The organism is Limisphaera ngatamarikiensis (genome assembly GCF_011044775.1).
GTDB classification, from domain to species: domain Bacteria; phylum Verrucomicrobiota; class Verrucomicrobiia; order Limisphaerales; family Limisphaeraceae; genus Limisphaera; species Limisphaera ngatamarikiensis.
Genome location: NZ_JAAKYA010000092.1, coordinates 15034 through 28555, shown reverse-complemented (window position 1 = coordinate 28555; position 13522 = coordinate 15034). Strand labels below are relative to the sequence as shown.

Here is a 13522-nt window from a genome sequence, read left to right as displayed (position 1 = left end):
GTCCGGCGGGGTTGGGGGTGGGGGTGGAGTTGAGGGGGTTGTGGACGGGTGAAGGTGGGAGGGCGCTGCCGGGTTCGGTTTGGCGGCGGGGGTCGAGCAGGGCGTCGATTTGTTCCGGGCTGAGGCCGGAGATTTCGAGTGCCACTTCACGCACGGTGCGGCCTTCTTCCTGGGCGATGCGGGCGATCTGGGTGGCCTTGTCGTGGCCGAGGATGGGGGCGAGCGGGGCGCACAGTGCCAGACTCCGTTCGAGGATTTCGGCACACCGCTGGCGATCGGCCTCGATGCCGGCCACGCAATGTCGGGCGAAGGCGCGGGCGGCGGCGGCCAGCAACTCGATGCTTAACATCAGGTTCCAGGCGGCCACGGAGATCATGGTGTTGAGCTGGAATTCGCCGAACAGGCCGGCGGCGGTGACGGCGGCGTCGTTGCCCATGACCTGAACGCCGACCTTGATGACGGTTTCGCACAGGACGGGATTGATTTTGCCGGGCAGGGTGGCGGTGCCGGGTGTGGCGGCGGGGAGTTTGATTTCGCCGAGTCCGCTGCGGGGGCTGGAGCCGAGCCAGCGGAGGTCGTTGGCGATTTTGATGAGGCTGACGGCCACGCTGCGCAGGGCGCCGCTGGCCTCGACCAGGGCGTCCAGGTTGGATTGTGCGTGGAAATGGTTGCGGCTTTCCTCCAACGCCAGGCCCGTTTCACTGGCGATGCCGGCGATGGTCAGGCGGGCGAAATCCGGGTGGGTGTTGAAACCGGTTCCAACGGCGGTACCGCCCAGGGGCAGGGCGCCCAGGCTTTCCTCGACGTTCCAGAGCCGGTCCACGGCGTGTTCGATCTGTGCGGCGTAACCGCTGAACTCCTGGCCGAGCCGGATGGGTGCGGCGTCCTGGAGATGCGTGCGTGCGATGGTGAGGACGTCATGAAACTCACGGGCCTTGCGGTCGAGCACGGTGTGGAGTTCGTTGAGTGCCGGGATGACCTGGTGCACGATGCCGTCGAGTGCGGCCATTTGAACGGCGGTGGGGATGACGTCGTTGCTGGACTGGCCGCAATTGACGTGGTCGTTGGGGTGGACGAGTTTGTCGCCCAGTTTTCCGCCGAGCAGTTCGGTGGCGCGATGGGCGATGACCTCGTTGGCGTTCATGTTCACCGAGGTGCCCGAGGCGGTCTGGAAGATGTCGACGACGAACTGGTCGTCCCAGCGGCCCTCGGCGACCTCCTGGGCGGCGTGGTGGATGGCCTGGGCGATGCGCTGGGGCAGGAGTCCGAGCCGGCCGTTGGTGATGGCGGCGTGTTTTTTGATGAGGCCCAGCGCCCGGATGAAGGCGCGGGGAAAGCGCAGGCGGCTGACCGGGAAACAGTGCAGGGCGCGCGCGGTGTGGGCTCCGTAGTAGGCGTCGGCCGGGACGAGCATTTCCCCCAGGGCATCCGTTTCCACGCGAAACTCCCGTTCCATGGCTCATCACCATACGTGCGGGGTCGGGGTCGGGCCAGTCGAATTGGCCGGGGGGTTGGCGCGGGCGGGCCGCTTCCGCTTGACAGGGGGTTGCCGGCCTGCTTACAAGGCGCCGACGACGGGTCAGCCCGGCGATGCCTCCGGGCGCTGTTCGGACCCTTTGGATTTTGAACGTTTTCGAGGTTTTCAGCGACCAAACCGTGGGTTTTATGATGCGCACGAACAGGATCTTCTGGCTGGCAGGTTTGGTGGTTGGGTTCGGTCTGTGGGCCTGCGGGGTGGCCCGTGCGGCGGCCGACACGAACAATCTCCCCGAACGCCATTTCGTCGTGGCGTTCCAGTATCCCGGGGTGAACCTGACGCCGGACGACAGTCTGAACGTGGACCTGCGGTTCAAGAACCGGGGTCGGAGTGACGAGACCATTCTTGTGGAGGTGACGGAGCAGCCTGCGGACTGGCGGGTGGAGATCCGGCGGTACGGCACGGTCGTGACGGGTGTGTTTCTGGCGTCGGGGGAGGATCAGACGTTGACCTTTTCGGCCCGGCCCAGGGATCGGAGTGTGAAGAAGCTGCCGGAGGGTACGTATCGGTTTGCCATCCGGGCGCACACGCCGGACAACGCGCTGGTGCGGGAGACTGCGCTGGCAGTGAAGGTCAGTTCCGGCGAACACGGTCCGGAGCGGATCAGTCTGGAGACCTCGTATCCGACGCTGCGGGGTTCCTCGGCCGACCGGTTCCAGTTTTCGTTGGATGTGCGGAACGAGACCGGTCAGGACGCGGTGTTCAACTTTCGTGCGGTGGCGCCGGAGGGTTGGCAGACGTCGTTCCGGCCGGCATATGAGTCGAAGCAGATCACCTCGCTGCAGATCAACGCCGGTTCCAGCCGGTCCATTGAGTTTGAAGTGACGCCGCCGTACCGGGCGCAGGCCGGTGAATACGCGTTCAAGGTGGAGGTGGAGGCGGGTCGGGCGCGTGCGGAGAAGGAGCTGAAGGTGGTTTTGACCGGGACGCACGGTTTGAAGGTGGGCACGCCCAGCGGGCTGTTGTCGCTGGTGACGGAGCGGGGGAAGAAGACCACCACCACGCTGCTGGTGCAAAACACCGGGTCGGCGCCGCAGCGCGAGATCAGTTTCCAGGCGTTCAAGCCGGAGAACTGGAAGGTGGAGTTTTCGCCGGAGAAGCTGGAGAACGTGCAGCCGGGCGATGTGAAGCAGGTTGAGATGAGCATCACCCCGGCCGATCAGGCGCTGGTGGGGGATTATTCGGTGGCGGTGTCGGTGGATGGTGAGCGAGTGAACCGGGACCTTGAGTTCCGGGTGACGATTCGTGCGGGTGCCGCCTGGGGTTGGGTGGGCCTGGCGATCATTGTGCTGGTGGTGGTGGGGTTGGGTGTGACGTTCCATTACCTGGGCCGTCGGTGACATGGCAACCATCATTGAGACACGCGGGTTGACGCGTCATTACGGCCGGCAGACGGCGGTGGACCGGTTGGACCTGGAGGTTCGGGAGGGCGAGATCTTCGGGTTTCTGGGTCCCAACGGGGCCGGCAAAACCACCACCATTTTGATGTTGCTGGGGCTGACCGAGCCGAGCGCCGGCTCGGCCCGGGTGCTGGGGCACGACCCGGTGCTGGACCCGCTGCCGATCAAACGGCAGGTGGGGTATCTGCCGGAAAACGTCGGGTTTTACGATGATCTGACGGCCCGGGAGAACCTTCAGTACATTGCCGATTTGAATGCCATTCCGCGGGCGGAAGCGGCGCGGAAGATCGAATCGGCCCTGGCGACGGTCGGGCTGGGCGACGTGGGGGACAAACCGGTGGGTGCTTTCTCGCGGGGGATGCGGCAGCGGCTGGGCATTGCCGAGCTGCTGGTGAAGGATCCGCGGCTCATGATTCTGGATGAGCCGACGCTGGGGCTGGACCCGGACGGCACGTTGAAGATGCTGGACTTGATCCGGGATTTGAACCGTTCGCGCGGGATCACGGTGATGTTTTCTTCGCACCTGCTGGATCAGGTGCAGCGGATCTGTCACCGGGTCGGCATCATGATCCAGGGCCGGCTGGTGGCGGTGGGGACGATCGAGGAGCTGGCCCGGCGGAAGCTGGGCGATGCCTCCGGGCCCAGTCTGGAGGAGATTTACATGCGGTACTTCAAGGAAGGCTGAGCCATGTGGACGATCTGCCGCAAGGAACTGGCCGATCATTTTCATTCGACCCGATTCCTGTTGTTGTTTTGCCTGGTGTTCATGGTGGCGCTGGTGTCCACCTACATGGTCGCCGACAGCATCCACAAGGTGCTGCAGGGGCTGCCCCGGGCATCGAATGTGTTTCTGACGCTTTTCACCACGCCGGGTCGGTTCTTTTCGGTGGTGCAGTTCATTGCCTACTTCGGGCCGCTGCTGGGGATCATCCTGGGTTTTGACGCCATCAACCGGGAGCGGCATTTGCGGACGCTGGGGAAACTGCTGTCGCAACCGATTTACCGCGACGCTGTGATCAACGGGAAATTCCTTGCCGGGGTGATCACCGTCACGATCGTGCTGGTGAGCCTGTTGTTGCTGCTGTGTGGGATGGGCCTGATCATGCTCGGGGTGGTGCCCGGTGCGGAGGAGGTGGCCCGTCTGGCCATTTACCTGCTGATCAGCATCACGTACGTGGCGTTCTGGTTGGGGCTGGCCATCTTGTTCTCGATCTTTTTCCGGTCGCTGGCCACCTCGGCGCTGGCCTGCGTGGCGTTGTGGATTTTCTTCACGTTTTTCATGGGGCTGGTGGCGGATCTCGCGGCGGATGCGATCCGGCCCGTGTACAGCCGGCAGAATCTGGAACAGCTGATGGCCAATGAACGGCTGGCCCACGCGCTGTCGCTGATTTCGCCGGCGACCTTGTACGCGGAGGCGACGAGCACCATTCTCGATCCTTTCCAGCGCAGCACGAGCCGGCTTCTGGTGGTTACGCCCCTGGAGGGGCTGTCGCTGCAACGGTTTCAAGGCCCGCTTCCTCTGGATCAGTCCATGTTCCTGGTCTGGCCGCATGTGGTGTTGTTGATTGCCCTGACCCTGGTGTGCTTTGGGATCGGGTACGTGACATTCCTCCGACAGGAGATTCGGACCACTTGAGCTCCCGAGGGTGCCGGCTGTTCAAGGTCGGTGGTCTGCATTCCGGCGCAGGCGGAACCGAAGTTTGACCCCGACAGCCGCAACCTGACGATCCGGGGAACGTTGTGTCCTTCCGGGTGGGGTGAGGGAATCCCCGGGGCCACAAGTCTGGCGCTCAAAGGGTGGATCCCGTGGGCGGGTGGAACGGTTCCGTTGCGGGTTTTGGGGGATGGTTGGGTCGGAGGGCTCGCGGGTTGGGCCGGTTCCATGGATCCTGCTGGGTCGGTGCGCGTGCCGGAGCCATCAACCCGGTGGCCACGGTTTGCCGTGGCCGGCACGGTGGCTGGCGAGTGGTGTGCGTGGGACCTGGGCGTTGGAAGCCGGGCTGGCCGACGGGACACCCTTGCCAGGGGCCGGCGTGATGGTGGGCGTGGCTGAATCGCCTTCCGTGGATTCCCGGTTCGGGTGTGTCGGGCTGCTTTTCGCCGGATGGTTTTTGGGGCCGGATTAGAGAGCGAGGATCTGGTCCACGCGGCGGGCCAGGTCGCGGAGTCCGTCGGGGTTGTCGGCGCCGCCTTGTTCGGTGATGACCCAGTCCTGGTAACCCACCTCGTCCAGGGCATGCATGATGGCGGGCCAGTCGTTGTCGCCCTCCAACAGTGCGACGTCGAAGCCTTTCCATAACCCTTCGGCGTCGCGTTTTTTGCGGCTGAATTCCTTGATGTGGACCTTGCAGATGCGGCGGCCAAGGATGCGGATCCATTGTTCCGGCCAGCCGTAGTTGAGGATGTTTCCACAGTCGAAGTGCCAGCCGATCCACGGGCTTTCGAATTGATCCACGTACCGGGCGGCCTCGAGCGGGCTGAGGAGGAAATGGTTCCAGACGTTTTCGATGGCGATTCGGATCTTGAGTTCCGCGGCCAGGGGCAGGACCTGTTGGATGGCTTCTTGGGACCGTTGCCAGGCCTGGTCGTAGGAGACCTCCTTGTTGACCACGGCCGGCACCAGCAGGACCGAGGTGGCCCCGTAGGCGTGGGCGTCGCGCAGGGTCCGTTCAAGTGCCTCGATGCCTTCGCGGCGGATGCGCGGGTCCGGGTGGGAGAGTGGTTTCGACCAGTGGTGGGCGCCGCAAACGCTCGGGATGGCCAGCCCGGTTGCGTCGCGGGCGGCCTTTACCTCGTCCACGTCCATGTGACTCATCATTTCCACGCCGTCGAAGCCTGCGTTTTTGACGGCGGCCATCTTGTCGCGCACGGATCCAGGCAGGCCGATGGTGGCCCACATGATCCCCTTTTTGAGCGGACGTCGTTGGGCTGCCCGTACGGTTCCGTGCCGGGTGGCTGAGGCCGCGGCGGCCAGGGCCACGGCCGTGGTGGCGAGGAATTGTCGGCGGGTCATGGGTGGAAGAGCCGCGTTCGGTGGTTCAAACAAATTTGGTCTGGCCGGGGATGGCCATGGGGGCAATGGGCAGTTTCATATCCCATTCCAGCGGATCGGGCACGAGTCGTTCCCGGGAGTTTTGGATCATTTCCCAGGTGATTTCCTGGCCGGTGTAGGCGGCCATGCGGCCCATGAGTGCGACCCAGGTGGATTGCACCTGCCATTCGCCGTCGTTGATGGGTTCGCCCTTGCGGATGGAGGCGAACAGTTCGTCGTGTTGCTGCTGGTACATGTCGTTATTGGGACCGTTGAACCGCCAGGGGTGGGCGCCCTTGATGTAAACGGCGCGCCAACCGTCAATGACACCCTCGCCGGTCGAGCCCATGAGGAAGTCGGAGTTCTGGTTGAAGCAGCCGGCGATCTGGCGCTGGCCGAGGAAGGCGCGGACGCCGTTGGGCCATTCGTAAACCACGTGCATGTGATCGTAGATGTTGCCCTCGTGATTGGGTGTTTGCCGGCCGCCCGTGGCCACGGCTTTGGCGGGCGGTTGATCCCGCATGGCCCACATGATTTTGTCCACGCTGTGGCAGGCCTGTTCCACCAGTCCATCGCCGGAGAGCCAGACGAAGTTGTACCAGTTCCGGATCTGCCACTCGACGTCGCCCATACCGGGCGGGCGCGCGGAGGGCGGCGGCATGGGTTTGACGGGGCCGGTGTAGTAGGTGGCGTAGATGGCGCGGATCTCACCGATGGCGCCGTCGTGGATGCGGCGATAGAACTCGCGCCGGGCGTTGTCGTAACGCCAACAAAAGCCCGCCACCCAGGCCAGTTTCTTTTCGCGGGCGATGCGGACGGATTCGAGCACGGACCGGACGCCGGCCACGTCGGTGGCGACCGGTTTTTCGACGAACTGGTGTTTGCCGGCCTCGACGGCTGCGCGCACGTGTTGTGGCCGGAAACCGGGCGGTGCGGCCTGCAACACGACATCCACACCGGAAGCGATCAGCCGCTGGTAGGCGTCCAGGCCCACGAATCTTCGTTCCGGGGGCACCTGCACGCGTTCGGCGATGGCCGGATCCTGGGAAAGGGATTTCAGGGCCGTTTCGATGGGTTCGGGGAACACGTCGGCCATGGCGACCAGGACGGTGTTCGGGTCCGCTTTCAAGGCCTGGCCGGCTGCGCCGGTGCCGCGGCCGCCGCAACCGATCAGTCCGACGCGCAGGGTCTCGTTGCCGTTGGCCCGGGTCCGGGAGGAGAGGATGGCGGGTGCCGCCAGGGCTCCGCCGGCCAACAGGGTGGTGCGGAGAAAACCGCGTCGGGAAGTTACCAGGGCGGAAGCTTGGCGGGTTGGGTTGCCGGCCTGATGCTGGTCTGTCATGAGCGGCAAACTAGGAGCGCTTTTGGCGCGAGGTCAAGGCCGGGCAGCGGTCCTGCCGGGTTGGGGCTTTCCAGTCAGGTTGGGGGTCGGCGCGTGCACGCGGCGGGTTACGGTTCTGCGCGGGCGCGCCAGTATCGGGCTGGCTGGGCCGGTTCGGGTGGTACCTCGAAGTTCCACAGGCCTGCGGCGGGTCGGTTGGTGGCGAGGGCGGTCCATGTGACGAGGTTGGTGGAGGTTTCCAGGACCAGCGCGGCGCCGGGTGTACCCTGGATCTCGAGTTGCCAGGGACCGGACAGGCCGGGCCGATGGAGGCGGAGCACGGGTGGGTCGAGGTTTGCCGGGTTGAACGTGAACAGGGTCAGGGACAGCGGCGGGAAGGTGTGGGTGAAGACCGGCCCGGGAAGGGTCAAAGTGGAGGCGGTGATGTCCTGGTTGGCGAGAGGGGCGTTGGTTCGGGCGGCCTCGTCCTGGGGAATGCCGTAGAAGTGGAGGGTGGCGGCGGGTTGGGGCAGGAAACCCTGGAGGCTGATCTGTCCCGTGAAGTGGGCCCGGGAATCCTTGTTGAGGACCAGCACGGTGAGGGTGCCGTTGGTACGGCGGGCTGCGTGGACGGCGAGCCGGGGATCTTCGGAGGTGGTTTCGAGGATGGCATCGCCGGCCCGGGCGAAGAGGCTCATGAGTTTGACGGCGTAGAAGACGGGATGACGCGTGGACGGGCCGTTGATGATGCCGAGGTCGCCGTAGTCGCGCCAGCCGTACAGGGTGGGGTCGAAACTGCCGGAGCGGTCGGTGCCGTTTCGCAGGTCCCACCAGACGAAGGCGTTGAATTCGGTGCGCATGAGTTGGCCGAGGCTGTCGGCGTAGTAGAGGGCGTTGACGAGGCTGGTGGACTGGCGGCCCTGGGCGCCGGCGTCGATGTTGTTCTCGGTGACGACCAGTTCGATGGCCTCGCCGTCCGGGCCGAAATAATCGCGGATTTGCTGGCGCAGGTCGGCGGCGTCGCGGGCCCAGTTATCGGTGGACTGCAATACCAGCGGGTCGCTCACGGGGCTGTGCACGGGGTTTTCCGGTGTCCACTGGGGGTAGTGGTGGTGGATGAGGAAATCGGGCCGGACGCCGAGGGACCGGAGTGTGGTCAACATGCGGGGGGTCCAGCCGTAATGGGTTTGGCCGGTGCGCGGATTGACGGCGGGATGGTCGCGGTAGCCGTTGTCATAGCGGTCCTCGCCGGGCACGGCCACGACGCCGATGCGGATGGTGGGGTCCACGGCCTTCATTTGGCGGATGTATTCGGCGGCGCGGACGGCGTAGGTGTAGGCGTCGTGGGGGCGTGCGTTGGTGTCATATTCCCAGGGTCCGTAGCATTCGTTGCCGATTTCCCAGTAGCGGATGCGGTAGCCCCGGGTGAGGTTGGCGTATCGGACCCAGGCGGCCGCTTCTTCGGGGGTTCCGCTGCCGTAGTTGACGGTGATGAAGATTTCGGCGTTGAGGTTGGTGGCCACGCTCATGAACTCTTCGAAGCTGGTGTTCCACTGCCAGGTGTTGGTGCGGGAGCGGTTGGATTCCCAATGATACTCGTCGGAGAGTGAACCGCCGGGGAAACGCAGGGTGGTGATGCCCATTTCCCGCAGCAGGCCCAGGGTGCGGTTGCGTTCGGTGGCGTTGTCGGCGAAGTCATTGTCCCAGATGACCGCGTTGACGCCGAACCAGCGGTTGTCAGCAGTCCTGAGGCTGCGGTCGGCGCGGACGGTCAGTTGGACGATTTCCGGTACGGGCCGCGGGTCGAGACGGACTTCGTCCACGTAGAAGGTGCCGGAGGTACCATTGGGGCGGAGCTGGAGGTTGATGCGTTCGAGGGTGGTGCTGTCGGCCTTGCCCAGGGCTTCGAGGGGGACGACGAACGTGCGCCATTGGTTGGCGGGCAGGGGTACCGGTAGGATGTAGGCGGGGCCGGTGCCGCTGGCGTCCTGGGCGCTCACCTGCAGACGTTGTCCGCCCGTGGTGCCGCCATGGGCGCGGAAGACGAGGCTTTGGTAGAGGCGCGCATTGAATGGCTCGCGGCGGAAGGAGAGTGCGGGCCACTGGCTGGCGTTACCGGTGGCGCGGATGGCTGCCGAGCCGCTGGCCACGACGTTGGTTTGCAACAGGTCGCGGTCGATCCAGCTCCAGTCTTCGAATCCGTTGACCAGGCGGTCGGTGTAAATGTCGAGCGGTGTCTGGGCAACCAATGCGACGGGCCACAGTGCCAGCAGCAGGGCACCGAGCTTTTGGGGTCGGGAGCGCGGTCGCGGGGACTCTGTGGGTGTCATGGGTACGATTCTTGGGACTGGCACCATGAGGTCAAGCAGGGCCGCAGCCGGGAGACCGGGCAGGGGTAACCGGGGTTCCATGCTTCCGGCGTGCGGAGCCCGGCCTTCGTCAAGGACGCACGGGACGACGACCGCGGGTCATCGTCCCGTGCGTGGGGAGGTCATGCACGGCGATTGAGGTTGGTTCAACTCACTGCAGTGGACCCACCCGCACCGGTGTGCTGGTGCCGGTCTTGGTGGGATCGTCCACGCTGGTGGCGGTGATGGTGAAGGTACCTTCGTTGCCGAAGTACACGCCGGGGAAGTTGGCGACCCCGTTGACCATCTGCACGTCGTTGCCGAAGGTGAAGGCCATGTCGTCGCTGCTGAGCGTGATGACGTGGTTCACGCCGCGGACCGGGTACCAGTTCTCGTCCACGGCGATCACGGTGAGGTCGAAGGGCGTCCAGACCATCACCGGATCCGGTGTCCCGCTACGGCCGGTGGGCGTGCCCGGGGCTGCGGTTTCACCCGGCAACAGCACCAGCAATTTGGTGAAGACGCGTTTGCCCAGGGCCAGGAACAGGGTGGAACTGTTCGGGAGGATGTCCGAGGTCAGGAGCACCTGACGTGCGCCGCCCAGGTTGATGGGCGCGCCGGCGGCGAGCTCGGTCCACCCGCCCTGGGTGAGGTTCGTGCGGGCCATGACGATGGCGTCGGAATCGGCCGGCAGGGTCCAGCGGAACCAGTACCGGGCATTGGGCGGCACCACCAACACGCCGGCGGGGTTCTCGGCGGCGATGCCCCAGAGATCGGTATTCAGGCTGTTGCCGGAGAAACTGTCGTCGAGCGGCGTGGGCACGCCGGTGATCTGGACCCGACTGAGGATCACCGACTTTCCGAGGTTGTCAAAGCTGTTGGGTTGGGCGCCGACGTGCACGACGGCCGGTCCGTTGAAGTATTGCACCCATTCGGCCGGGATGGTGAAGTTGGTGGAGGTGCCACCGGGTGTGAGGATGGTCACGTCGGTGCTGTTGTTGAAGACCACCTGCCAGGTGCCTTCGCTGACGTCGCTGTCCACGGTGGCCAGGGTGCCGTAACTCCAGAGCATGCTGTTACCCGAGCCCTGGTTGGTTTTGACCATGAACCGTGCCGTGGCGCCGGGGCCTGCACCACCGGAGATCTGGACGAACACGATGTTGGTGGCGTTCCAGTCGATGGCCGAGTCGCCCGTGCCCCAGGGCAGGTTGTCTTGGGTGGGTGCGATGAACATGTGGACCTGGAAGCCGTTCCAGCCGCCCACGGGCGGTCGTTTGATGGTGACGGAGTAGGTGACCGGGCCGGGGGCCCCCATCCAGCCGTAGGTGTCGCCCCGGGTATAGATGCTCTGGCGCTGGTACTGACCGGCGCCGGAGGCGATCAGGTTGAGCCCGGGCTCGGCGGGTACGACCGAGACGGTGGGCGGCGGCGGCGGCGCCACGGCAGCCTGCAGTTCGATGTTGTCAATCCAGAAGGCGATCGTGTGCCCGGTGTTTTCAGATGGGTCCCAGCGTTTGAACACCAACGCGGTGGCCTCCTCGATTCCGGCCAACTGGGGGTTGATCGGCACGTTGATCCGTACCCAGCGGTTGGAGGCTTCCTCGGGGATGGTGACCGTCCCGAGGGAAACCAGCCGGCCCCCGTCCCAGTTGGCGCTCTGAGGATGGATCATCACGCCAAGACGGTCGCCGGAACTGTTGAACACGCTCAGGGGCATGGAGGAGTTGTCGCTGTCCCACTTGATCCAGATCTGGAGGTTGGTGAAGAGAGTGAAATTCACCGGTTTGCCGTTGTCCCAGGCCCAACCGCCGAAGGATCGGGCGATCACGTATGTGTTCTGGCTGTCGATGGTGTTGGCGGTGATGTAGGCGGAGCCGGAGTTGGGGTCGCCGTTGGCGTCCTGCGTGGAATCCCAAGTGATGGCGCCGTTGCCCCACCAGGTGGCCCACCATTGGCTCGGTACACCTGTGTCGAAGGTGTCGATGACGTAGTTGGTGTTCTGGGCGCGTGCAAGGCCGGCGGCCAGGAAAAAGACAGCGGCTGCACGGCTCAAACCGCGGAGGACAGGCATTTGCATCGGTTTCATAAGAGGCCTCGGTTTGGTTTGTGCCCGCCACGCCAGAGCGACCGGACTGGCCGGAACTACAGGGCAGCCGGGCAACCCTTGCCCGGACCGTTCCGTCAACCGGGCCGCGCCGGCGTTGCGGACTTTGTTGTTCTTGGGTTTTCCCTTGGCACCAAGCCTAGCCACTCCGGTGAATCTGTCATGTCCCCAATCTTCATGACACGGGCGGGGAGGGATGGGGGATGAGACCCTGCCCTGTCTTCAGGGCCAGCGGTGCCGCCCCTGGGGGCGGTCCGGAGTCCGCCGAAGCGTGTTAGCGGACGCAGACGGTTTTGACGTTGAGGAATTCGCGGAATCCGAAGAGGCCCAGCTCACGACCGTACCCGGAGTCCTTGATGCCACCAAAGGGCAGGCGCGGATCGGATCGAACGAAGTCGTTGACGGTGCAGACGCCGGCTTCGAGATGTTCGCGTGCCAGTCGTTCGCCGCGTTCGATGTCGCGGGTAAAGATGGCGGCGCCGAGACCGTACGGACTCTGGTTGGCCAGTCGGATGGCGTCGGCCTCGTCGCGGGCCGGCACCACGGCGGCCACCGGCCCGAAGGTTTCCTCGTCAAACACGGGCATGCCCGGTCGGACGTCCGTCAGGAGGGTTGGCGGGTAAAAGGCGCCGGGGCCGTCGGGGAGGAAACCGCCGCACAGGCACCGGGCGCCCATGCGGAGGCTGGCTTGGACCTGGGCATGCAACTGGTCGCGAAGGTCGTGGCGGGCCAGCGGACCCAGCAGGGTTTGCTCGTTGCGCGGGTCGCCGGTGTTGCGGGTTTGGAGTTGCTCGAGTAAACGGGCCTCGAATTCGGCGCGGACCTGCTCCACCACGATGAAACGCTTGGCGGCGATGCAACTCTGGCCGGTGTTGATGAGTCGGGCGTTGGCGCAGGTTTCGGCGGCCTGATCCAGGTCGGCATCTTCCAGGATGACGTAGGGGTCGCTGCCGCCCAGTTCGAGCACGGTTTTTTTGAGGGCGGCGCCCGCGCGGGCGGCGATGGCGCGTCCGGCCGTGGTGCTGCCGGTGACGGTGACACCGCGGATGGCCGGGTGATCCACGATGGCGCCGACCTGATCGGCCCGGACCGGGAGGACCTGCAGGATCCCCTCGGGCAGGCCGGCGTCGCGGCTCAGCTGGGCGATGGCGAGGGCACATCCGGGTACATTGGCCGCGTGTTTGAGCAGAAACACATTGCCTGCGACGAGTGCGGGTGCGGCCGCCCGGAAGACCTGCCAGAAGGGAAAATTCCAGGGCATCACGCCCAGGATCGGTCCCAGCGGTTGGAAATCCACGTAGCTGCGGGTCCATTCGGTGGTGACGGGTTGGGGTGCGAGGAAGGATGGCAGATGGTCGGCGTAGAATTCGCAGACCCAGGCGCATTTTTCGATTTCGGCCCGGCCCTGGACCACGGGTTTGCCCATCTCCTCGGCCATGAGGAGGGCCAGGTCGTTTTTACGGGTGCGGAGCAGTCGGGCGAGGTTGCGCAGGGCATCGGCGCGGTCTGTGGGGTGGGTCCGGCGCCACATTGCGAATGCACGGGAGGCGGATTGGATGTGCTGCTCCACGGCACCGGGTGCCAGGACCGGCACACTCCGAACCGGACGGCCCGTGGTGGGGTCCACGGATTGCAGCACGGTGGGAAGGTCGTTCATGGCGCCGCCGATTTCACAAAATTCGCCCGGTTTCGGGAAGTCTGATCCGGGTTGTGCCCGGCTGGCCGCGGGGTCTGCCGTGGTTGCGCGGCGGCCGGGTTTCCGCCGGCATGCCGTCTGCGGG

Annotated in this window: 9 protein-coding genes; 3 read left to right on the top strand and 6 right to left on the bottom strand. The window is 65.2% G+C overall.

Annotation, left to right across the window (positions count from 1 at the left end):
* The coding region (locus G4L39_RS13725; protein ID WP_165109049.1) for a class II fumarate hydratase at nt 1-1456 on the bottom strand (1456 nt) is incomplete at its 3' end.
* Between the two features lie 209 nt (nt 1457-1665).
* Between G4L39_RS13725 and G4L39_RS13720 the strand changes: the two genes are divergently transcribed.
* The 3 genes from G4L39_RS13720 to G4L39_RS13710 are packed head-to-tail and all read left to right on the top strand — an operon-like array spanning nt 1666 to nt 4573.
* Complete coding sequence (locus tag G4L39_RS13720; RefSeq protein WP_165109047.1) at nt 1666-2877, top strand: COG1470 family protein; 1212 nt, start codon at nt 1666-1668, stop codon at nt 2875-2877.
* A 1-nt stretch (nt 2878) separates the two neighbouring features.
* Entirely contained in the window at nt 2879-3622 is a 744-nt protein-coding gene (locus tag G4L39_RS13715) for an ABC transporter ATP-binding protein (protein WP_165109045.1), read from the top strand.
* A 3-nt stretch (nt 3623-3625) separates the two neighbouring features.
* Entirely contained in the window at nt 3626-4573 is a 948-nt protein-coding gene (locus tag G4L39_RS13710; protein ID WP_165109043.1) for an ABC transporter permease, read from the top strand.
* A 486-nt stretch (nt 4574-5059) separates the two neighbouring features.
* Here the strand turns inward: G4L39_RS13710 and G4L39_RS13705 are convergent, their stop codons facing one another.
* From G4L39_RS13705 to G4L39_RS13685, 5 genes are all read right to left on the bottom strand, one after another.
* Nucleotides 5060-5950, bottom strand: a complete 891-nt coding sequence (locus tag G4L39_RS13705) for a sugar phosphate isomerase/epimerase family protein (protein WP_165109041.1) — start codon at nt 5948-5950, stop codon at nt 5060-5062.
* 25 nt (nt 5951-5975) lie between these two features.
* Nucleotides 5976-7310, bottom strand: a complete 1335-nt coding sequence (locus G4L39_RS13700) for a Gfo/Idh/MocA family protein (RefSeq protein WP_165109039.1) — start codon at nt 7308-7310, stop codon at nt 5976-5978.
* Nucleotides 7311-7417: 107 nt separating this feature from the next.
* Nucleotides 7418-9619 (bottom strand): alpha-L-arabinofuranosidase, encoded by a 2202-nt coding sequence (locus G4L39_RS13695; protein WP_165109037.1) that lies wholly within the window; start codon nt 9617-9619, stop codon nt 7418-7420.
* A gap of 190 nt (nt 9620-9809) precedes the next feature.
* Complete coding sequence (locus G4L39_RS13690) at nt 9810-11723, bottom strand: hypothetical protein (RefSeq protein WP_165109035.1); 1914 nt, start codon at nt 11721-11723, stop codon at nt 9810-9812.
* A 292-nt stretch (nt 11724-12015) separates the two neighbouring features.
* Complete coding sequence (locus tag G4L39_RS13685) at nt 12016-13398, bottom strand: NAD-dependent succinate-semialdehyde dehydrogenase (RefSeq protein WP_165109033.1); 1383 nt, start codon at nt 13396-13398, stop codon at nt 12016-12018.
* Nucleotides 13399-13522: the final 124 nt, after the last annotated feature.